Source organism: Flavobacterium sp. MAHUQ-57 (assembly GCF_051908335.1).
In the GTDB taxonomy this organism is placed as follows: Bacteria; Bacteroidota; Bacteroidia; order Flavobacteriales; family Flavobacteriaceae; genus Flavobacterium.
In genome coordinates, this window is the sequence record NZ_JBPZTE010000007.1 from 456884 (window position 1) to 479066 (window position 22183).

22 protein-coding genes and 1 tRNA gene are annotated in these 22183 nt (G+C 35.9%); 12 read left to right on the top strand and 11 right to left on the bottom strand.

The window, feature by feature from the left end; genetic code table 11:
• Positions 1 to 18: 18 nt before the first annotated feature.
• The gene (gene alaS, locus ACS8MM_RS10095; RefSeq protein ID WP_379716163.1) at positions 19 to 2655 is read right to left on the bottom strand and encodes an alanine--tRNA ligase; all 2637 of its coding nucleotides are present in this window, start codon (positions 2653 to 2655) and stop codon (positions 19 to 21) included.
• A gap of 182 nt (positions 2656 to 2837) precedes the next feature.
• Here alaS and ACS8MM_RS10100 point away from each other — a divergent pair, with 182 nt between their 5' ends.
• The 5 genes from ACS8MM_RS10100 to ACS8MM_RS10120 are packed head-to-tail and all read left to right on the top strand — an operon-like array spanning position 2838 to position 5996.
• Positions 2838 to 3812 (top strand): M23 family metallopeptidase, encoded by a 975-nt coding sequence (locus ACS8MM_RS10100; protein WP_379716166.1) that lies wholly within the window; start codon positions 2838 to 2840, stop codon positions 3810 to 3812.
• Positions 3812 to 4141 (top strand): MerR family transcriptional regulator, encoded by a 330-nt coding sequence (locus tag ACS8MM_RS10105; RefSeq protein WP_379716169.1) that lies wholly within the window; start codon positions 3812 to 3814, stop codon positions 4139 to 4141. The genes ACS8MM_RS10100 and ACS8MM_RS10105 overlap by 1 nt, the downstream gene beginning before the upstream one ends.
• A gap of 57 nt (positions 4142 to 4198) precedes the next feature.
• Positions 4199 to 4795, top strand: a complete 597-nt coding sequence (locus tag ACS8MM_RS10110; RefSeq protein ID WP_379716172.1) for a LemA family protein — start codon at positions 4199 to 4201, stop codon at positions 4793 to 4795.
• Positions 4796 to 4803: 8 nt separating this feature from the next.
• A complete protein-coding gene (locus tag ACS8MM_RS10115) occupies positions 4804 to 5241 on the top strand; it encodes a TPM domain-containing protein (protein ID WP_379716175.1) in 438 nt (145 codons plus the stop codon).
• Positions 5241 to 5996 (top strand): TPM domain-containing protein, encoded by a 756-nt coding sequence (locus tag ACS8MM_RS10120; protein WP_379716178.1) that lies wholly within the window; start codon positions 5241 to 5243, stop codon positions 5994 to 5996. The genes ACS8MM_RS10115 and ACS8MM_RS10120 overlap by 1 nt, the downstream gene beginning before the upstream one ends.
• A 65-nt stretch (positions 5997 to 6061) precedes the next feature.
• On the opposite strand, the gene ACS8MM_RS10125 is transcribed toward ACS8MM_RS10120, so the two are convergent.
• A complete protein-coding gene (locus tag ACS8MM_RS10125) occupies positions 6062 to 6850 on the bottom strand; it encodes an SDR family NAD(P)-dependent oxidoreductase (protein WP_379716181.1) in 789 nt (262 codons plus the stop codon).
• 163 nt (positions 6851 to 7013) lie between these two features.
• Between ACS8MM_RS10125 and ACS8MM_RS10130 the strand changes: the two genes are divergently transcribed.
• Positions 7014 to 7553 carry a hypothetical protein gene (locus ACS8MM_RS10130; protein ID WP_379716184.1) on the top strand — a complete coding sequence of 180 codons (540 nt, stop codon included), beginning with the start codon at positions 7014 to 7016 and terminating at the stop codon, positions 7551 to 7553.
• 32 nt (positions 7554 to 7585) lie between these two features.
• On the opposite strand, the gene der is transcribed toward ACS8MM_RS10130, so the two are convergent.
• The 3 genes from der to ACS8MM_RS10145 form a co-directional block, all read right to left on the bottom strand.
• Complete coding sequence (der, locus tag ACS8MM_RS10135; protein ID WP_379716187.1) at positions 7586 to 8896, bottom strand: ribosome biogenesis GTPase Der; 1311 nt, start codon at positions 8894 to 8896, stop codon at positions 7586 to 7588.
• Positions 8897 to 8933: 37 nt separating this feature from the next.
• The gene (gene era / locus ACS8MM_RS10140; protein ID WP_379716190.1) at positions 8934 to 9818 is read right to left on the bottom strand and encodes a GTPase Era; all 885 of its coding nucleotides are present in this window, start codon (positions 9816 to 9818) and stop codon (positions 8934 to 8936) included.
• Positions 9819 to 9880: 62 nt separating this feature from the next.
• Positions 9881 to 9953 (bottom strand) — tRNA-Met (locus ACS8MM_RS10145).
• Between the two features lie 125 nt (positions 9954 to 10078).
• Here ACS8MM_RS10145 and ACS8MM_RS10150 point away from each other — a divergent pair.
• The 5 genes from ACS8MM_RS10150 (at position 10079) to ACS8MM_RS10170 (ending at position 14627) form a co-directional block, all read left to right on the top strand.
• Positions 10079 to 10507 (top strand): MarR family winged helix-turn-helix transcriptional regulator, encoded by a 429-nt coding sequence (locus ACS8MM_RS10150; protein WP_379716193.1) that lies wholly within the window; start codon positions 10079 to 10081, stop codon positions 10505 to 10507.
• A gap of 138 nt (positions 10508 to 10645) precedes the next feature.
• Complete coding sequence (locus ACS8MM_RS10155; RefSeq protein WP_379716196.1) at positions 10646 to 12244, top strand: S8 family peptidase; 1599 nt, start codon at positions 10646 to 10648, stop codon at positions 12242 to 12244.
• Positions 12245 to 12385: 141 nt separating this feature from the next.
• Positions 12386 to 12832, top strand: a complete 447-nt coding sequence (locus tag ACS8MM_RS10160; RefSeq protein WP_379716199.1) for a KTSC domain-containing protein — start codon at positions 12386 to 12388, stop codon at positions 12830 to 12832.
• Positions 12833 to 12935: 103 nt separating this feature from the next.
• Positions 12936 to 13418, top strand: coding sequence for a DUF1761 domain-containing protein (locus tag ACS8MM_RS10165; protein WP_379716202.1), 483 nt, complete (start codon positions 12936 to 12938; stop codon positions 13416 to 13418).
• Between the two features lie 63 nt (positions 13419 to 13481).
• Positions 13482 to 14627 (top strand): GNAT family N-acetyltransferase, encoded by a 1146-nt coding sequence (locus tag ACS8MM_RS10170; RefSeq protein ID WP_379716205.1) that lies wholly within the window; start codon positions 13482 to 13484, stop codon positions 14625 to 14627.
• Here ACS8MM_RS10170 and ACS8MM_RS10175 read toward each other — a convergent pair.
• Together ACS8MM_RS10175 and ACS8MM_RS10180 are read right to left on the bottom strand one after the other, a co-directional pair.
• A complete protein-coding gene (locus ACS8MM_RS10175) occupies positions 14620 to 15012 on the bottom strand; it encodes a DUF4345 domain-containing protein (protein ID WP_379716208.1) in 393 nt (130 codons plus the stop codon). The two genes, ACS8MM_RS10170 and ACS8MM_RS10175, sit on opposite strands and share 8 nt — an antisense overlap.
• 16 nt (positions 15013 to 15028) lie before the next feature.
• On the bottom strand, positions 15029 to 16936 hold the full coding sequence (locus tag ACS8MM_RS10180; RefSeq protein ID WP_379716211.1) for an ABC-F family ATP-binding cassette domain-containing protein: 1908 nt from the start codon (positions 16934 to 16936) through the stop codon (positions 15029 to 15031).
• 65 nt (positions 16937 to 17001) lie between these two features.
• Between ACS8MM_RS10180 and ACS8MM_RS10185 the strand changes: the two genes are divergently transcribed.
• Positions 17002 to 17388: a DUF983 domain-containing protein gene (locus ACS8MM_RS10185; protein ID WP_379716215.1), complete on the top strand. Its 387-nt coding sequence runs from the start codon at positions 17002 to 17004 to the stop codon at positions 17386 to 17388.
• A 363-nt stretch (positions 17389 to 17751) separates the two neighbouring features.
• Here ACS8MM_RS10185 and ACS8MM_RS10190 read toward each other — a convergent pair whose 3' ends face one another.
• The 4 genes from ACS8MM_RS10190 to gldL all read right to left on the bottom strand — a co-directional run bounded on the left by ACS8MM_RS10190 (position 17752) and on the right by gldL (position 22152).
• Positions 17752 to 18804, bottom strand: a complete 1053-nt coding sequence (locus tag ACS8MM_RS10190) for an NAD(P)/FAD-dependent oxidoreductase (RefSeq protein WP_379716218.1) — start codon at positions 18802 to 18804, stop codon at positions 17752 to 17754.
• A gap of 64 nt (positions 18805 to 18868) precedes the next feature.
• On the bottom strand, positions 18869 to 19864 hold the full coding sequence (gene gldN / locus ACS8MM_RS10195; RefSeq protein WP_379716221.1) for a gliding motility protein GldN: 996 nt from the start codon (positions 19862 to 19864) through the stop codon (positions 18869 to 18871).
• A gap of 51 nt (positions 19865 to 19915) precedes the next feature.
• Positions 19916 to 21451, bottom strand: coding sequence for a gliding motility protein GldM (gldM, locus tag ACS8MM_RS10200; protein WP_379716224.1), 1536 nt, complete (start codon positions 21449 to 21451; stop codon positions 19916 to 19918).
• A gap of 53 nt (positions 21452 to 21504) precedes the next feature.
• The gene (gldL, locus tag ACS8MM_RS10205; RefSeq protein ID WP_379716227.1) at positions 21505 to 22152 is read right to left on the bottom strand and encodes a gliding motility protein GldL; all 648 of its coding nucleotides are present in this window, start codon (positions 22150 to 22152) and stop codon (positions 21505 to 21507) included.
• Positions 22153 to 22183 lie beyond the last annotated feature (31 nt).

The following is a 22183-nucleotide window of genomic DNA, read 5'->3' on the forward strand; positions in this document are numbered from 1 at the left end:
AATTGTAAATAAATTTAATTATTTCACAAACTCAACTGCCTTTTCCAATGCTTCTTTCACACCTGCCGGGTTCTTCCCTCCTGCCGTAGCAAAGAAAGGCTGACCACCACCACCACCTTGGATGTATTTTCCCAATTCACGTACTACTTGACCAGCGTTCAAGCCTTTCGAATCTACTAATTCTTTCGAAACATAGCACGTTAACATTGGTTTATCTTCGGTTACCGTAGCTAAAACAGCAAATAAATTATTTTTGTTATTACCTAATTCATACGCCAAATCTTTAGCACCGTTAGCATCTAGGTCAACTTGTACGGCTAAGAAATCAACTCCGTTTACATTTTGTATTTGAGAAGCCAATTCCCCTTTAAGGTTTTTCGCTTTTTCTTTTAACAATTGCTCTACTTGTTTCTTCAACTTAGCATTATCCTCTTGCAATGAAACAACAGACTTGATTACATCTTGTGGATTTTTCAAAATTTCTTTAACCTCAGCAATTAAATTTTCTTGATTCGAATAAAAATCTTTTACAGCATCACCAGTAATAGCTTCTATTCTTCGAATTCCAGCTGCAACAGCACCTTCAGAAACAATTTTGAATTGCCATATATCCGCAGTGTTTTTCACATGAATTCCTCCACATAATTCCATACTATCGCCAAATTTAATCGCTCGAACTGTATCACCATATTTTTCACCAAACAACGCCATTGCACCTTCGTCTAAAGCTTGTTGAATTGGAATATTTCTTCTTTCAATTAAAGGAATTTGTTGAGCAATTCTTTCATTTACAAAAGCTTCAACCTGACGTAATTCTTCATCAGTAACTTTAGAAAAATGAGAGAAATCGAAACGTAAATAATTAGTATTTACCAGTGAACCTTTTTGTTCTACGTGTGTTCCTAAAATCGTTCTCAACGCCAAATGCATTAAATGCGTAGCCGAGTGGTTTTTAGAAGTTGCATTCAATAAATCCGTATTTACTTTAGCTGTAAAACTAGCATTCACATTTTCAGGCAAACGCTTTGCAAAATGCAAGATTAAGTTATTTTCTTTTTTCGTGTCGATAATTTCAATCGTTTCATTTGCAGAAACCAAAACTCCCTTATCTCCTACTTGACCTCCTCCTTCAGGGTAGAAAGGTGTATTATCTAAAACGATTTGGTATAAAACGCCGTCTTTTTTAGAATCAATTTTACGGAAACGGGTAATCTTCACATCATTTTCAGCTTGATCATATCCAACGAAAGTTTCAACATTCCCATCAATTAAAACCGTCCAATCGTCTGTTGTCATTTCAGAAGCAGCGCGAGAACGTGCCTTTTGTTTCTCTAATTCAGAGTCAAATTCAGCTTCGTTGTAAGTCATTCCTTTTTCTTTCAGAATTAACGCTGTTAAATCTTTAGGAAAACCGAAAGTATCATACAATTCGAATGCTTTGGCTCCTGAAACTTCTTTTCCTTGAGTTTCTGTAATAACATTCTCCAATAATTGCAAGCCTTGATCTAACGTTCTTAGGAACGACGCTTCTTCTTCTTTAATCACATTGGTAACCAAATTTTGCTGTGCTTTGATTTCCGGAAAAAACTCACCCATCTGTACTGCTAAAACCGCAACCAACTCATTAATAAAAGGTTCTTTTTTATTTAAGAATGTAAATCCGTAGCGAATTGCACGACGTAAAATACGACGGATTACATATCCAGCTCCTGTATTGGAAGGCAATTGACCGTCAGCAATAGCAAATGCTACCGCACGCACGTGATCTACAACTACACGAATAGCAATATTGATTTTATTTTGCTCTTCTGAAATATTTTTAACTTCGTTACTGGTATACTTCAATCCGGTAATTTGCTCCACTTTTTCAATCAATGGTGTAAACACATCGGTATCGTAGTTAGAAGTCACATCTTGCATTGCCATACATAAACGTTCAAATCCCATTCCGGTATCTACGTGTTGTGCCGGTAATTTTTCCAATGAGCCATCAGCCTTACGGTTGAATTCCATGAATACATTATTCCAGATTTCCACTACCTGTGGATGATCAGCATTCACTAAATCACGACCAGAGACTTGTGCTCTTTCTTCATCAGAACGGATATCCACATGAATTTCAGAACATGGCCCACACGGTCCTTGATCTCCCATTTCCCAGAAATTATCTTTTTTGTTTCCCAGTATGATTCTATCTTCAGAAACATATTGTTTCCAAATATCGAACGCTTCCTGATCGAACGGAACATTCTCAGCAGGATTCCCTTCAAAAACTGAAACATACAAACGATCTTTATCGATTTTTAATTCTTCTGTTAAAAATTCCCAAGCCCAAGCCAGCGCTTCCTTTTTGAAGTAATCTCCAAATGACCAGTTTCCTAACATTTCAAACATTGTATGATGATAGGTATCAAAACCTACATCTTCTAAATCGTTATGTTTTCCTGAAACACGAAGACATTTTTGAGTATCGGCAATACGCGGACTTTTAGGAGTTCCGTTACCTAAAAAGAATTCTTTGAATTGGGCCATACCTGAATTATTAAACATCAGGGTCGGATCATCTTTTAAAACAATTGGCGCCGAAGGCACAATCAAGTGACCACGGTTTTCAAAGAATTGCAAATACTTTCTACGAATGTCTTGTGATTTCATTATTTAACTTTATTCGGTTATATTTAATCTGATTACTCGTTTAGAAACGAATAGTGTAATTAACAAATTGATTGCTTCTGTATTAAAAAAAAGGAAATATCAGTTTTCAAAAAAATTTATCTTTTTGACTAATATTTCGTTACTTTGTAATAATGTGTGCAAAAATAGTACATTTTTAAAGAATGGGGAAAGTAAAATATTATTTCGATACCGAAAATTTAGCCTACCGAAAAATCAAACCCAAAAAAGGCAGAAATATAGGTTTTATCACCTTGTTTTTATTAGCTTCCGCGTTGTTCGGATTCTTATCTTTTTTCATTGCATCCAACTCTAGTTATTTTGAAACTCCAAAAGACAAAATTCATGCGCGTCAGCTGAAAAACATGAAAATTAACTATGCTCTTTTAAATGAAAAATTAGACGAACTAGACGAAGTTATCCTTGCCATACAGGAAAGAGACAACAATATCTACAAGGTATATTTTAACTCTGCTGGTTTTGATGAAAATGTGAAAGACAGCATCAATGCAAAAGCTACATTCAAGCAATTAATCAACTACGATAACGAAAAAATAATCAGTTTCACCAATAGTAGGGTTAAGACTATTTCCGAAGAATTAGCTACCCAGTCCAAGTCATTGGATGACATCTTGAAACTGGCTAAAAACAAGCAAAAATTTTTATCTTCAATACCAGCCATCCAACCGGTTAAAAACGAGCAATTAAGACACATGGCATCTGGTTTTGGCTACCGAAGCGATCCTTTTACCAAAGCACGTAAAATGCACAAAGGAATGGACTTCACTTCACCAACTGGCACACCGGTTTATGCAACTGGCGATGGTGTGGTTCGTAGAGCCGATGCTGGCGCTTCTGGTTTTGGGAATCATATTGTGGTAAGTCATGGTTTTGGATATGAAACCGTTTATGCCCACTTAAGTCGCTACAATTGTCGCCCTGGAAAAAGAGTTAAAAGAGGCGATATTATTGGTTTTGTTGGAAGCACAGGACGAAGCCAGGCACCACATTTACATTATGAAGTTCACAAAGGTGGAAAAGTAGTAAACCCCATCAATTTTTATTACGGCGACATTTCTGCCGTTGAATATACGGCCATTGCCAAAATGGCAACACAAGAAAATCAATCTTTCGACTAATGCACATCGATTTACCTGAAAAATTATATTACAGTATGGGCGAAATTGCCAAAGCGTTTAACGTAAATCAATCGTTAATCCGTTTTTGGGATAAAGAATTCGACATACTAAAACCAAAAAAAAATGCCAAAGGCAATCGTATGTTTACGCCGGAAGACGTTAAAAACTTACAATTAATTTACCATCTAGTTAAAGAAAGAGGCTTTACTTTGGAAGGTGCCAAAGTACATTTAAAAGAAGGGCAAAAGAAAACATTGGACAAATTTGAAATCATTCGCAAATTAGAAACCATCAAGACACAACTTCTCAATATTAAAAATGAGTTGTAACTTTTTTGCAATTGTTTCGTACAATCATAAATTAAAAACTTAAAAACTAAATACATCATGAGAAAATGGTTAATTATCGGAGGTATCGTAGTAGTAGTACTATTTTGGGCGGTTTCATCTTATAACGGATTAGTAGGTGTTCAAGCAGATGCCAAAACCGCTTGGTCGAAAGTAGAAAGTGCATACCAAAGAAGAAATGATTTAATTGGAAACTTAGTTAAAACCGTTCAAGGTGCAGCCGATTTTGAAAAAGGAACATTAACTGCTGTGATTGAGGCGCGAGCTAAAGCAACCTCAGTAACTATAGATCCAACCAATGTAACTCCAGAACAATTAGCACAATTCCAACAAGTACAAGACGGATTAAAAGGTTCTTTATCTAAATTATTAGTTACTGTTGAACAATATCCTCAATTAACAGCGACTCAAAACTTCAAAGAACTCCAATCGCAATTAGAAGGTACCGAGAACAGAATCAATGTTGAAAGAGATCGTTACAATGACTCAGTAAACATATACGACAAAAAAATCAAAACTTTCCCTTCTGTGCTTTTTGCTAAATTATTCGGATTTGGTGAAATGGCAAGATTTGAGGCAGAAAAAGGCGCAGAAAAAGCACCAGATATTGAATTCAACTTTGACAACAAAAAATAAACAGTACAATGTCTAAAACCGAAGATTTCTTAACCAAAGCTGAAGAACAGGAAATAGTAAATACTATTGTTCTAGCCGAGAAAAACACTTCAGGGGAAATTCGTGTACACATAGAAGAAAACAGCCAAAAACCTCCTCTCGAAAGAGCTCAGGAGGTTTTTCATCAGTTAAAAATGGACAATACCGAGTTGCGAAATGGCGTTTTAATCTATATCTGCATGCAAAGTAGATCATTGGCTGTCATCGGAGACAAAGGTATAAACGAAGCTGTAGAAAATGATTTTTGGGACTGTACAAAAGACCTGATTATTTCCAATTTCAAAGATGGCAAATACAAAGATGGCTTAGTGGCAGGAATTAACCGTGCCGGCGAACGTTTGAAAAAATATTTCCCATTTGAAGAAGGAGACACTAACGAATTACCCAACGAAATTTCAAGAGGATAATGAAAAAGCTTCTTTTATTTGCAGTTCTGTTTATTGGAATTGCAGCACAGGCACAACTTAAAATTCCTGAAAAGCCTTCATTTATCCCACCGATAATTGATAGTACACGAACTCTGGATGAATCACAAAAAAGTCAACTCTACCAAAAACTAAAAATCTATTCTGATAGTACTTCTACTGAAGTATTAGTGATGATGGTTCCCACAACCCAAGGAGAAGATGTGGCTCGTTATGCAACCGATTTGGGACAAAAATGGCAAATTGGTCAGAAAGGAAAAGACAATGGTATTGTAATCTTAATTGCGAAAGACGATCGAAAAATGACCATTCAAACCGGTTATGGCATTGAACATTTATTAACCGATGCACTTTCACGAAGAATTATTGAACAAGAATTCAAACCCAATTTCAAAAACGGGGATTATTACAATGGAATAGATCAGGGAACAACGGCCATTTTCAAAGTAATGAAGGGTGAATACAAAGGAGAGCCCAAAAGCAAAGGCGGAAATATTTCCGGCATCTTCTTTTTCATCTTCATCGTTATTTTGGTATTGATAATTGTATCCAAAAACAAAGGCAATCGTAATGGCGGCCATGGTGGCGGCTTGGATTTAGGAGACATCATCATCTTAAGCAGTCTTGGACGCGGAAGTGGAGGAAGCAGCTGGGGCGGATCATCAGGCGGAAGCGACTGGGGTGGTTTCGGTGGCGGAGGAAGCTTCGGTGGTGGTGGTGCTAGTGGCGACTGGTAGAAATCAACTTTATAAAAACAAAAATGCAGATAATTCATTCCCGAAAAATCTGCATTTTTTTTAATCTATCGCACCTTACTTCGAATTACAAAATAATGCAATAAGGTCGGAAAGAATCGCTTCATTAGTACACCAAGTGTTTCTTTTCCTCCTATATACGCTTCGAATTTACCTTTTTCAATAGCATGGATCATTTTTTTGACAAAAACATAAACAGGCATTCCGTTTTTTGTTGCCTCATCATCCGTAATTTGTTTTGAACCATCAGCCGTTAAAGCATTTTTAGCCACATTGGTTTGAATGAAACCCGGACAAATCATGGTCACATTCACTCCATCCTTCTGATGTTCCATCCGCATCACATCAAAAAAACCGTGTAAAGCATGCTTCGCCCCGCAATAGCCTGACCGGTAAGGCGAACCAAATTTCCCCATCAAACTGGTTACTACCGCAAAATGACCATACTTATTCTCTAAAAAATGAGGAAGTATAGCTTTTGCTAAAGCTACGTTTCCTAGATAATCGATTTCGATCAATTTTTTATCTACACTAAAGTCGGTTTCAACAATTAAAGAACGTTGACTCACACCGCCATTCAAAATAAGCACGTCAATTTTCTCAAAAATAGCAATAGCTTTTTCAACATGCAGTTTAGCGTTATCGAAATCGGCCAAATCAAAAGGTAAAATTTCAACACTGCTATGACAAACAGATTTAACTTTCTCCAAAGCTTCACTATTCCGGGCTGATAAAATCAACTTGCAGTTTCTAGCAGACAATCCATAAGCCAAGCCTTCCCCTATTCCTGAGGACGCACCTGTTATCCATACAATTTTACCGTTCAGTGTATTCATTTTTTCTTTAAAAATAAAACAATTAGAACCATATCACCAAAAACAAGTAGAACAAAAAAGGGAAAAACACCCTAATAAAAAGCGCTTAATTCCCCGATACTATTTTTCTTACGTAAACCATCTTTGCATCAGACAATTAGAAACACAAACAAACTAAAATACAATGAAAAAAATTCTATTAACGACAATGCTTTTACTAATTGGGGAATTAGTATGTGCACAAACGTATTCAGATCCAAAAGAAACCAACAAAAAAGAAGAAACAAAGCAATGGATGTGGTCACATTCCAATTTGGGAAGTGGCATCAACGTGGATTATTTTTTTGAAAAAGACAAAACGTATGAAATTACATTTTGGGTAAAAACAGCATCCAACATTAGCAAACCCAACAAAAAGGTTTTACAATCATCCATCACCTTAAGAACGGCAACAAACACAACCTTCAACAATCTTGATTATACGTTACCTAACTTCACTGAATTCAGCGAAGTGGTTTGGACACAGAAAGCGAATGAAAAATTCAATGAGTGGCAACAGAAAAAAATCTATTTCACGCCCGAATACAATAATATGCAATTGTGGTTTTACCCTTTAATGGTTGCAAAAGCGAATGACAACGGAGGCGCCAGAATAGAAATGGAAGTAGACAAAATAAGCATTAAGTCCATTGCAGATAAACAAATCAGTTTGTCTTCATTATAATGAAAAAGCAGCTATACAGCTGCTTTTTTTTATTATTTCTGTCTGAAGTAAACGTCCATAGGAACGCCTTCAAAATCCCAATTTTCACGGATTTTATTTTCTATAAATCGCTTATACGGATCTTTAACATACTGAGGTAAATTAGCAAAGAACACAAACTGCGGAACCGGCGTTGGTAACTGCATACAATACTTAATCTTGATGTATTTTCCTTTCAAAGCTGGTGGCGGCATATGTTCGATGATATTTAACATGTGCTCATTGAATTTTGAAGTTGAAATACGTTGACTACGATTTTCATAAACTTTAACTGCCGTTTCTAATGCTTTAAGCAAACGTTGTTTTGTTAATGCCGAAACAAACAAAATTGGCACATCTGTAAAAGGCTCAATCTCTTTACGGATTTTCAATTCATAATCTCTAGTAGACATAGTATCTTTTTCTACCAAGTCCCACTTGTTCACTAAGATTACGATTCCTTTTCGGTTTTTTTCAGCCAACCAGAAAATACTCTGATCCTGACCTTCAAATCCGCGGGTAGCATCAATCATTAAGATACACACATCACTATGTTCAATAGCACGAACAGAACGCATTACCGAGTAAAATTCTAAATCTTCCTTCACCTTTGCTTTACGACGAATACCCGCCGTATCGACTAAGTTGAATTCAAAACCGAAACGATTGTATTTCGTATCAATAGCATCACGAGTTGTACCAGCAATATCGGTTACCACAAAACGATCTTCACCAATCAAAGCATTAATGAAAGATGATTTTCCGGCATTTGGACGTCCTACAACACAAAAGCGAGGCAACGGATTTTCCTCTTCAACTGCATCAGGCATTTCCGGCAAAACTTCCACTAATTTATCCAACAATTCTCCAGTACCGCTTCCGCTCATACCGGCAATTGTAAAATATTCTCCTAATCCTAAATTATAAAATTCGATAGCATCTTGTTCACGCTTTCCGTTATCTACTTTGTTCACTGCAAGAAGTACCGGTTTGGTCACTTTACGAAGCAACTTCGCCACTTCTTCATCCATTGGAGTAACACCTTCTTCTACATCCACTACAAAGATGATTGCATCGGCCTCATCAATTGCCAATTCAACCTGCTTACGGATTTCTCCTTCGAAAATATCGTCAGAACCTTTAATATATCCACCAGTATCAATTACTGAAAATTCTTTTCCATTCCACTCGCTCTTACCATAGTTACGGTCACGGGTTACCCCCGAAACAGAATCTACGATAGCTTCACGACGTTGAATCAATCGATTAAAAAATGTCGACTTTCCAACATTAGGTCTTCCTACAATGGCTACGATATTGTTCATCCTTAATTTCTGTTATTTTTTTTTGCAAAAGTACGTTTTATTTCTGATTGTATCCGAATCGTTTTAATTGGTACGCATTGTTTCTCCAATCCTTATTCACTTTCACATACATTTCAATATGAATTTGTTTTCCGAAGAATTTCTCTAAATCCTGGCGCGCTTCAATTCCTACTCTTTTAATTGCCGATCCTTTATGACCGATGATAATTCCTTTTTGAGTTTCACGCTCTACCATGATAACGGCACGGATTCGAATAATATCTTCATCCTCGATAAACTCTTCCGTTTCTATTTCCACTGCATACGGAATTTCTTTTTCATAATGTAATAAGATTTTCTCACGAATGGTTTCATTCACAAAGAAACGTTCCGGCTTATCTGTCAAAGCATCTTTAGGATAAAAAGCAGGAGATTCTGGTAACAATTCTAAAATACGATCAAAAACGGTCTGCACATTAAAATTTTCTAACGCCGAAATTGGGAAAATTTCCGCATTCGGAACTTTTTCTTTCCAAAGTGCAACCTGTTCTTCCAATTGCTCCTGATTTGACTTATCAATCTTATTCAACAACAATAAAACAGGAATTTTGGAATGAATGATTTTGTTGAAGAAGGCTTCATCTTTCAATTCTTTCTCACCAATTTCAACCATATAAATCAACACATCCGCATCTTCAAACGCCGATTTCACAAAATCCATCATAGAACTTTGTAATTCATAAGCCGGCTTGATAATTCCGGGCGTATCTGAAAACAAAACCTGAAAATCATCGCCATTCACAATCCCCAAAATTCGGTGACGTGTCGTTTGTGCTTTTGAGGTGATAATCGAAAGACGTTCCCCTACTAAGGCATTCATCAATGTCGATTTACCAACGTTAGGATTTCCGATAATGTTTACAAAACCTGCTTTGTGTGTCATATATTGTCGAATAAAAAAACCGAAAACTCCTGTTTTGGTGTTTTCGGTTTATTTGGTTTTAGTAGCGGGAACAGGACTCGAACCTGTGACCTTCGGGTTATGAGCCCGACGAGCTGCCTACTGCTCTATCCCGCGTTGTTTCGAGTGCAAATATACAACCATTATTCACAAATACAAGCTAATTTTAAAAAAATAATAATTTTATTTTTTAAGCATCTTATTTTCAGGTTTTATACATTTGAAAAATAGGAAAAATTACAATGGAAAAACTTAACGATATTATATTTTACAACATAGATAAGGCGATAAAAACCTACAGAATGTTTGCCATGAAGAAAATTCGTGAAAGTGGATACAAAATCACCACCGATCAATGGCTTATTATTAAATCTATATTGGAGAACCCAAAAATAACCCAACAAGAACTGGCAAAGAATGTTTTTAAAGACAATGCTTCAGTAACACGTATTATCGAACTTATGGTAAAATCAAATTATTTAAACCGTAAAGTTGATGCAAACGACAGAAGAAAATCGATACTATCCGTAACAAATGAAGGAAAAGACATCATCGAGAAAGTTCAAAGTATCATTCTTGAAAACAGAAAAGAAGCACTTGAAGGTATTTCTAAAGACGAATTGAACACTATGGATATAGTCTTACAAAAAATTATCAAAAACTGTTCTTAACCTAAATTAAACGTTAATTTTTTGCTAAAATACTCTAAAACAGTAACAATACAACACAAGCAAATACTTATCTTTAGATATTTATTTGATATATCAAGTTTCAATCAATCGATCAATTACAAAATCTAATTTGAAAAAATGAAGAACAGAAATTTAATGTGTCTGTATGTTGCTTTAGCATTGTCAACAACAGTATTCGCTCAAGGACCAAATCCAAATGTTCCAAAAAAACAAAAGTTAACTGAAAACCAATTAAAACGTTGGAGCCATTTGGATTTGGAAAAAGACAGTATTCCCGGAATGAGTGTAGATCGCGTATATAGCGAATTACTGAATGGAAAAAAAGGGAATAAAATTATTGTAGGTGTGGTAGATTCTGGTGTTGATATTGACCACGAAGATCTAAAATCTGTCATCTGGACAAATAAAAAGGAAATTCCAGGTAACGGCATTGATGATGATAAAAACGGATACGTAGATGATATTCACGGTTGGAATTTTTTAGGAAACATTGAAAATGAAAACCTTGAATTAACACGTCTTCTAAAAAAAGGCGATGATGGCTCACAAGCTTATAAAGAGGCAAAAACGGTATACGACAAAAAAATGGAAACACTTTTAGCCAATAAAAAACAAGTGGATGCCATTTTTGATGCCAATAAAGCCATAAGTACCTATCTTAAAAAGGAAGATTTTACTATCGATGAAGTAAAAGCAATAGTAACCGAAGATGCCGAATTAAAGAAAAGTATCGAAGTCCTTACAAAAATTGGCAAAGCCGGACCGGCATTCATGACAAACGTAAATAAATTCAAAACACAAGTTTACAATCAATTAAACTTCAATTACAATCTGGAGTACGATGCACGTAAATTGGTTGGCGACAATCCGAACGACATTAACGATAAAACCTACGGAAACAATATTGTGTACGGACCTACCAAAGAAGGCGCAATACACGGAACTCACGTCGCTGGAATTATAGCACAATCGCGCAACAATAACTTAGGCGGTGATGGCGTAGCGGATAACGTAGAAATCATGTCAGTTCGAGCAGTACCTCATGGAGACGAATACGATAAAGATGTTGCTTTGGCAATTAAATATGCAGTAGATAATGGTGCTAAAGTAATCAACGCCAGTTTTGGAAAAGACTACTCACCTAATAAACAATGGGTTTACGACGCCATCAAATATGCCGAAAGCAAAGATGTATTGATCATCCATGCTGCTGGTAACGATTCGAAAGATATCGACATAGAACCGAATTTCCCTAATGATTCTGATGACAAGAAAACGGAATTTGCTGATAATGTAATCACCGTAGGTGCTTTAAATTTTGAAAACGGCAAAAAAATCGTTGCCAACTTTTCTAATTATGGAAAACTAAATGTTGATGTTTATGCTCCAGGCGTAAAAATATATGCCACTACACCCAACAGCGAATACCAATATTTACAAGGTACGTCGATGGCATCGCCAAATGTTGCAGGAGTAGCAGCAATGATTCGTTCGTACTATCCAAATTTGTCTGCAAAAGAAATCAAAGGTATCATTATCAATAGTGGAACAACAATTTCGGAAGATGTAGTGGTTGGAGGCGATGCGAAAGACATCCGCCCATTTAATTCTCTTTCAAAATCCGGAAAAATTGTAAACGGATTTACCGCAATGACTTTGGCTGAAAAAATGAGTAAAGACAAAATGAAAAACGCTAAAAAAGGTAAAGAAAAGTAGACTGTTAAAAGTAAACACCATATAAAAAACAACTATTTTTCATATAAAAACAAAATAGTACGCAATTATCTAATTGATTTCTATACTTTTGCACCGCGAAAAAATAATCCTCTAAATCAGGCTTATTACTATTTTAAATTTATGAAAAGAGTTGTTGAGTACAGAAAATTACTTGAGGTTGACAAAAATGTTACGTTAAAAGAGCTGAAAACGATTTACAGAAACAGTATGAAAGAAACTCATCCTGATAAGTTTGTAAACGACGAAGAAGGAAAACATGCTGCTGAGGAAAAAAGTAAAGCCATTATTAGTGCTTACCATTTCTTAGTGAGTATTGCTCCTGAAACTCTTGAAAAAAACCTACCGGAATACCAAGAAACCATCAATGGTTCAACAATCTTGGATTTCTACTTGGAAAAACAGACTTTACATGTTACCTATTTAAACGGAGTATCATACGAATACATTGGTGTTCCTAAAAATGTTTACATAAAAATGATCAATGCAGAATCGCCTAACCGTTTTGCAAAACGTCATATTTACGGTAATTACATCTATAGAAAATCGGGAGAAATGGTTGAAGCATAACCTTTTCCAACAAAAAATAACCAAAGGCTTTCAGTAAATGAAAGCCTTTTTTATTTAAATATTTCCTTATATTTGAGTAACTAACTTTAAAAAACTAAAAACTATGCCTTTCAACATTTATGCCGTTTTAGTATCTTCATTAGTCACTTTACTAGTTGGATTCCTATGGTACAACCCTAAAGTTTTCGGAACTGCCTGGATGAAAGAAACTGGAATGACCGAAGAAAAAGCACAACAAGGAAATATGGCGAAAATCTTCGGATTAACCATTTTTTACTCTTTGTTAATAGCGTTTATAATGCCTGCACTTACCGTGCATCAAATGGGCGCATTAGGAATGATTGGTGGCGACCCATCGATTGCCAAACCTTCATATGCAGCATTTCTAGCTGATTATGGCGATAAATTCCGAACTTTCAAACACGGAGCATTACATGGTTTTATGTCTGGCTTATTTTTAGCATTGCCCATTACAGCAATTAACGCACTTTTTGAACAAAAATCATGGAAATACATCCTAATCAACGCAGGTTTCTGGATCGTTTCTTTAACCATTATCGGTGCAATTGTGTGTGGCTGGAAATAATATTTTTCTTAACATTTATTTATAATAACATCGCTCTACATTTGTGGAGCGATTTTTTTGATTTTGAATTCAATATCTTTTACCATCTATACCGCCATTAAGGATTTGCCTGCTTCTTGGGATCAAGTAGCAGAAAGCAATGCCTTTTTACAAACTCCGTATCTAAAGGTTTTGGAAGAATCGGCACCAACTAACATGCAGTGCTTTTACATCGGTATTTTCGAGGAAAAAGAACTCATCGGTGTTGCTCTAGCGCAATATCTTAATGTACACAAATTAGAATCCTTTGGAGAAAGAGACAAATGCATCAAAACGGCCATACGTAACTTTGTATTCAAAAATTTCGCCTCCCATGTTTTATTCCTAGGCAACAACATGATTACTGGCCAAAATGGCTATGCATTCAACAAACCTATGGAGTTCAAACACATCAGCGAAGTTTTATTGCAATGCTCGGAAGACATTATCTCCTACTTCAAAAAGAAAAAAATCACTATCCATATAGTTTCGTTCAAAGATTTCTACGAACATTGTTCGGATGAATTGAAAAGATACGGTTTCGGAAAAATGTACGACTTTAACGTACAACCCAATATGGTTTTTGAATTGAATCCGGAATGGAAAACAGAAGCCGATTACGTTGCGGCCTTCTCTAAAAAATACAGAGACCAATTCAAACGTTCGCATAAGAAATACGAAGGCATAGAAACCCGTGAATTGAGCTATGATGAAATTGTAGCACACGAAGATCGCATATACGAGCTCTATCATTATGTAGCCAAAAACGCTCCATTCAATACCTTCTTTTTAGCTAAGAATCATTTCTCAACATTCAAAAAACAACTCCAGGAACAATTACGCTTGTGCGGACATTTCCTGGATGGTAAATTAGTGGGTTTTCACACTATTCTCTTAAACGGCGAAACATTGGAAACCTATTTTCTAGGTTATGATGAACACGTCCAAAAAGAAAAAATGCTATACTTAAACATGTTGTACCACATGACTAAATTCGGTATCGAAAACAGATGTAAAGAAATTATTTTCGGAAGAACGGCATTGGAAATCAAAAGTTCCATCGGAGCGAAACCGGTACTGATGTCCGGATTTATATTCCACACCAACAAACTCATCAACAAACATATTGACAAAATATTCAAAAGGCTAGAACCAAGCGTTGAATGGCAACAAAGACACCCGTTTAAGTAATTTCTTTGTTTTGATGGTACTGATAAATATACACTCCATAAAAACCTAAAATCAACTCTCCAAACACCCCAAGCAGAAGCAGTGCCGATGGAATTCCGTCGAAAAGCATACTTACAATCCTGCCAAATGCCAATCCGAACATGAATATAAAATTGGAAACCGTTGCGATTTTCCAAAACTTTCGCTTACTAATACCCATTACCCAAAGGATAGCAAAAGCAATATAAATTCCCATTATTGCTTTCAAGATGTTTTGTTCATCGACTGTATTTACGGTAAGCTTAAAGAAAACTTCCGGTGCAAAACCATAAATCAATGAAATGGGAAACACTACGAAAGAAGAGATAATCAAATGGGTATTTCGTATCGCATCGCTTCTTTTCATAGCTTAAATTTAAGAACTACAAGTTATCAATTTCCAACTGAACTGCTTCCCAATCTTCCAACAATTTTTCCAACTCCAACTTTTTCTTTTCATACGCTGCAAAAAAACTGGCATTTTCAACATGTTTATCATAATTGGATGCCAACTCTTTATCATCGTGTTGAATGTCTTTTTCCAACTGTTGAATCTGACTTTCTATTTTAGACAATCTGTTTTGCAATGATTTTTGTGCTTTTTGCTCTTCGTACGATAAATTCTTCACTTGTTTTGGTTCTTCTTTAACCACAACATCTTTCTTCTCCACTTCGCGGAAATTATCCACATTGCGTTGTTCCAAGAAGAAGTTGATATCTCCCAAATACTCTTTGATTTTCTGATCCTTGAACTCATACACGGTATTGGCCATACCTTGCAAGAAGTCACGATCGTGCGACACTAAAAGCAATGTTCCTTCAAACTTCTGCAAAGCCGCTTTCAACACATTTTTCGATTTAATATCCAAGTGATTGGTAGGCTCATCCATCAACAACACGTTAATCGGTTGCAACAATAGTTTACACAAAGCCAAACGATTTCTTTCTCCTCCGGATAACACTTTCACTTTCTTCTCCACATCATCACCTCTAAACAAGAAAGCTCCCAACATATCACGTACTTTCGAACGATTCGTATCGGTTGCTGCTTCTAACATAGTATCGAGCAATGTTTTCTCTCCGTCTAAATATTCGGCTTGATTTTGGGCAAAATAACCCAACTGTACATTATGTCCTAACTTAATACTTCCGTCGTATTGAAATTCATTGACAATCGCTTTGATAAAAGTAGATTTCCCTTGTCCGTTCTGACCTACGAAAGCAATTTTACTACCGCGTTCCACTAAAAGTGAAATGTCTTTCAGAATTACTTTCTCATCATAGGCTTTGGTCACATGCTCCGCTTCTACAACTACTCTTCCCGGAGTAACCGAAACCGGAAACGTGATACTCATCACCGAATTATCGTCCTCATCCACTTCAATGCGTTCTACTTTGTCCAACTTTTTAATCAAGGACTGCGCCATCGATGCTTTTGAAGCTTTCGCACGGAATTTTTCAATTAACTTTTCGGTTTCTTCAATTTTTTTCTGTTGATTCTTTTGGGTAGCCAATTGCTTTTCACGTATTTCTTCACGCAAAACCAAATACTGTGAATACGGTTTATTGAAGTCATAAGCTTTACCCAAAGAGATTTCAATCGTTCTATTCGTTACATTATCCAAAAACATTTTGTCGTGTGAAACTATCACCACGACGCCAGGAAACGATTTTAAGAAACTTTCCAACCAAATGATACTCTCAATATCCAAGTGATTGGTTGGCTCATCCAGAAGCAAGATATCGTTAGACTGTAACAATAGCTTAGCCAATTCGATACGCATACGCCATCCACCCGAAAAAGTATCGGTTTGGTTATTGAAATCTTCACGTTTAAATCCAAGTCCGGTAAGAATTTTTTCGGTGTCACCCACATAATTGTAGCCACCCAATATCTCATAATGATGCTGTACATCACTCAATTGTTCAATCAACTCAGAATAGGCTTCACTTTCATAATCGATTCTTGTCGCCAATTGATGGTTGATGTCATCCATTTTCAATTCTGCTCTTTTGATTTCCTCAAAGGCCTGATAAGCTTCTTCCAAGACTGTTCGCCCTTTAACAAAATCAATATCCTGACGAAGAAATCCGATTTTAACTTCTTTCTCGGTAGCAATACTTCCAGAATCCGGTTTCACATCGCCTGCCAATATTTTTAGCATTGTCGATTTTCCAGCTCCATTTTTTCCAACAAGACCTACTCTGTCGCCAGATCCTAAACGAAAAGTTACTTCTTCAAACAGATACGTTCCGCCAAAGGAAACCGATAAATTGTGAATATTCAGCATAATTTGTGACTTGGATTACAAAGGTAGTTTTAGAATTTGAGTACCTTTGGATAAATTTTTTGCAAATGTTAAAAAAAGGATCCAAACTAAATAGTATTTTAACAGGAAGTTGTCCTAAATGCCAGGAAGAAAGCATGTACAAAGGAAAAAACCTGTACAATCCAGAATACACCATCAAAATGAATGAGGTTTGTGGTCATTGTGGCACCCGCTACAAAATCGAACCTTCTTTCTTCTATGGCTCGATGTATGTTAGTTACGCATTGGGTGTCGCCCTAGGTGTAGCTGCTTTTGTGATCTTCTTTTTTCTATTGAAAACCAACCTAAAAACCGCGTTTATTGGTATAACCGCTACTTTAGTACTATTAATGCCTTTTATTATGCGTATCTCTCGAAATATTTGGATTAATTTCTTTATTAGCTACGATAAAAATTGGAAGGATAACAAATAAATTGCACCCTCAACTATTGAAAAAGTAAATAGCAAGTATTGCAAAGCCTCTATAAACTATTGCAGAAGGAATAACACTTATTGCAAACCCAACAGAATAGCTTGCAAAGCCTCAACAATCTATTGCATAAGGAATAACATTTATTGCAAAGCCAACGGAATAGCTTGCAAAGCCTCTACAAACTATTGCAGAAGGAATAACACTTATTGCAAAGCCAAAAGAATAGCTTGCAAAGCCTCTATAAACTATTGCAAAAGGAATAACATTTATTGCAAAGCCAACAGCATCGGTTGGAAAAGTTCCCTTACACTATTACTAAACGAATTACAAAGGATAAAACCCAACAGTCAACAAAATAATAATCTAAGCTTTCTTCTTTTTATCAAAACGCTGAATATCGATTTGAGGATCTAAAGGCAACCCTTCTTCGCAATTTTCGAATAAAGCTTTCGCCAACCAAGGCCCGAGCATAACGCCTCGCGTCCCAAGTCCATTTAATAAATGCAAACACGAATGTTCTTTATGAGTACCAACTAAAGGTCTACGGTCTTTCACTGTGGGGCGTACACCCGCAAAATGCTCTACAACCTCAAAGTCACAGTCAATAAGTTCCTTTAAATTTTCGATTAACTCTTGCTTACCTTCCTCCGTTGGTGTATTGGTTTTATCTTCCCAATTATAAGTGGCACCAACTTTAAATAAATCATTACCTATGGGCAGTATAAAAATACTTGATTTTAAGACCACATCAAGATTCAAATCAGGCGCTTTTATAATAAGCAACTCACCTTTCGTTCCATCGAGTGGAAAATTAGAAAAGAAAGGATTATTTTGCATACCGAAACCTTCAGCAAAAACAACATGCTTTGCTTCAACACCTTTATATCGAATATGGTTGTCTACAAAATCAATTGCATCATGATCAAACGATTCATTTCGAAACACACCTTCCGAAGACAAGTACTTGATGTAAAAGTCCAACAATACCGAAGTGTCCACATAACCGGTATACAAGACTTCTCCAAAGCCAAATTCAGAACGAATCGACTGGTACTGCTTATGCACAATGGAAGTTGACAAAAAGGGAGCTAAAGAGGGTTTATCAGCCGCCTGAAACCAATTGTTCTGCTCTTCAACAGAAGCAAACTTTCTATAAATAGGAATTTTATAATCAAACTCAGTGTTAATCCGTTCAGCTATTCTCGCATAAAATGGCAATCCGAAATCCAATTGTTCCTTCGCCATCCAAACCTGACTGAATCGTTTTAAGATAACAGGATTATACAATCCTCCTGCTATTTTTGAAGAGGAAGTTGAATAATCATCAAAAACGAGAAAAGACTTTTGATGTTGCAAACACAATTCTGCAAAAGAAATTCCGGCAATACCCGAACCAACAATGATATAATCTAACATGGTACAAAAATAAAAAACTCTCACAATAAGTGAGAGTTTTTTATGTAATTGGAGAAATTAACAATTAGTAATTCCACATATCTTGCTCAAAATTACGAATCTTGTCTTTAACTCTTTCTGATTCAATTAACTGCATCAAAGAGTTATCTTTCATGTATTCAGAAATCTCTCTATCATTATATACGTTTTCTTCTTTGTAAGTCAACGCATTGAAACGACGTGAGTTTAACAAATGATCATAAGAGATTGGCATTGAAGAGTTTTTGTCATTGAATGCTTTCCACTCATGCAATACTTCACGTGCACCTGGATAAAATACCCAGAATAACTCGATATAATCTTTTTCTTCTTCTGTTTTACCCATTGTATAAACGTCTGGAATAACAGGACAAATTCCTAAAATTCTGTAACGTAAATCCGATTGTCTTTTATCGAAATACCATAATCCAACAATTTTATAGTCAGATACGTCAATCGAAGCTAAATCAGTTTTATTGATATACTCAGGAGAGATAAATTTAGAAGCTGGGATTGTTTTAGTTTCAACACCAACTTTTTTTCTTTTCTTACCTTTTCCTTCATAGATAGGCACTTCTACTGTTCTTGTGCGGTAAGCATCAATATCAGTATTCATTTCCTCTCTACCAGCATCTGTTGTATCGATTTTAGTCAAAGAAGCATTAATATCTTTTAAAGTTTTCTTTTCTCTGAAATAACTATCTGAATACACTTCAGTAATTTTTCCAGATTTAATTCCTTTAACTAAGATATCATACAAAGAACGACGATCAGCACCAATACTTACAGTATCAATTGGGTAATATAATGGGAAGTTGATTCTTTCATCAAGGTCAATGATTTCCCAAACTTTCTTTGACATTAAGATATCACGGTCATCAATATAACCATAATCTAAAGGTTTGTCATTATCTTTTAACTGTTGCGCAGCAGACTTTAAACCGATTTCAGCCGGCGTCTTTGCGTTCAACAAGTTAGATTGCGCAACAGTTGTTGCACTACCAGCAAGAAAAACAACTAATAATAAATTTCTCCAATTCATAATTTTTATTATTTGAGGCGTTTAAATAAATTAAACGAAATTTACATTTTATTATTGTACTTCATAAGTACAAGAAGATACTCTCTTAGCAACTTGGTCGATTCCTGAAAAGCTAGCTTTGATCTCAGAAATTACAACTACATCACCTCTTTGTGCTTTTTGGATAGCCGCTTTAGCTCTTCCATCCATTTTGCTACCAGACACAACGATTGTAGGTTGTCCGGGTACTTTAACGTTGAATTGTGTTACGTTAACTGTTACTGGGAAATCGAAATCTTCCATTACAGCAGAGATTGAACACACTTCTAAGTTTGATTTAGAACCTTTAGCAGCAACCTCACCACGGATTTTTCCAGTTGGAGCAGGTAAACCTTTAATTCTAAATTCTTTTTTATCAGAAACCACTTTACCGTCAGGTAATGTAGCACTAACATTCACCATCACTGAAGCACCAGGTCCCGGTTTGATAACATATTTACCAGCACCACCTGCAGGAGACATTCCTGGAGCAGTAGCTCTAACTTTATCAGAACCAACACCAGCGAAAGAGATAGTCATAGGGTTAGGTACACCACGGTAAACTACATTCATTTTATCAGCAGAGATTGTTGCTGAATTTGGACGAGGAACAACTACATACTTCCCTTCGAATTTCAATGGAATGTTTTTCCCATCTTCTAAGAAACTGAATTGACCATTGATTGTTTGCTCACCAACGCTACCAGCAGTTAATGAAATAACAGCCTGACCATTTTCTAATTTACCAGGACCTTGGAAAGATGTAGGAACTGTAGACTCATCATAACGACCCAATACTACTTTACCTTTTACATTCTCACCTTGGAAATAAGCATTCTTTTCTAAAACTACAATAGCTTGATAGTTACTGTAAGAAGCAGTTTGCACTGCTGCTTTACCTAAAGCCGCACTAATTACATCAGATTCTGCTTTTTTTGCATCATTCTGCCAAGCAGTCAACTTCGCCAAAGAAGCGATTGCAGGAAATCCTTTAAAGTGATAGTTTAAATATTTATCTTTTAAACCTTCTTTATTAGCCACATCAGATAAATCAAATTTTTTGTTTACCTCATTAAGGATAGCAGAGTATTTTTTCTCGTTACCAAGTGCCGCTTTAATATCTGCTTTATAAGCTTCAATTGCTGCAACTACTTCGTTACCTCTCTTTGAATAACCTTCACCAGTGAACCAGCTGTTATCTAGGTTATCAGCTTTATCCATTGCTTCATAAGGTAACTTTCCATTTTCTTCTTTTTCAACTCCAGTTAAAACTTCAGCTTTTAAAGTTCCAACAAAGTCATAGAATTTCTTTGTAGCCGCTTCTACTTTGTGAGCAGTTGCCGCAGCACCAATAAATTCTCCTTTTGCCTCTGATGCTTTAGCATCCAAAGCAGCTAACATGCCAGCGTTACTTTCTGTAGAAGCCGCATTAGCACCTTCGAATTTTTCGTTCATTAATCCGAAAGCAGATAAAACTTCTTTTGACATGTTCATTGCCAACATCGCGATGAAAACCAAATACATTAGGTTAATCATCTTCTGTCTAGGGGTTAATTTTCCTCCTGCCATTTCTTTTTAATTAGTTTTGTTAATAAATACGATTATGATTTAGTTAAAACTAATTAACCTCTATTACTCATTGCAGAAAGCATACCTCCGTAAACATTGTTCAATGTAGCAATGTTAGAAGTCATAGATTGCATTTGTTCTTTTAATTTTGCAGCGTTTTCAGCAATTTCTTTGTTCGCTTCTGCATTACGAGCAGCGCTATCCAATTGCAATTTATATAAGCTGTTTAATGATTCCATAGACGCAGCAGCAGTAGTCATTTCTTCAGCATATTTCTTTTGAGAAGCGATAGCATCAACAGTTGGAGAAATACTTTTTGCAGCTCCTTCGAAATTTTTGATGCTATTTCCTAAGCTAGACATTAATTCGCCATCAATTTTAGCTTCTTTAAGCATTGCATCTAATTTTTGAGATAACAAACCTTGAGCTTCAGTTGCATCTTCTTTTTTTCCTTTTTTTGCTGTAGGCTCACCACCTGCCAATTCTGGATAAACCAAAGACCAGTCTAAATCTTTTTCTACTGGTTCGAACGCAGATAATGCGAAGATTAACGCTTCAGTAACAAGACCGATTGATAACATCAATGTACCTGTTAGAGGACCAATTTCGAAGTGAGTAATTTTGAATAATGCTCCAATAATTACTACTGCCGCTCCCATACCGTAAGCGAAGTTCATTGTTTTTTTGCTTAAAATCGCCATAATAATAAATTTAGTTAAGTTAATATAAATA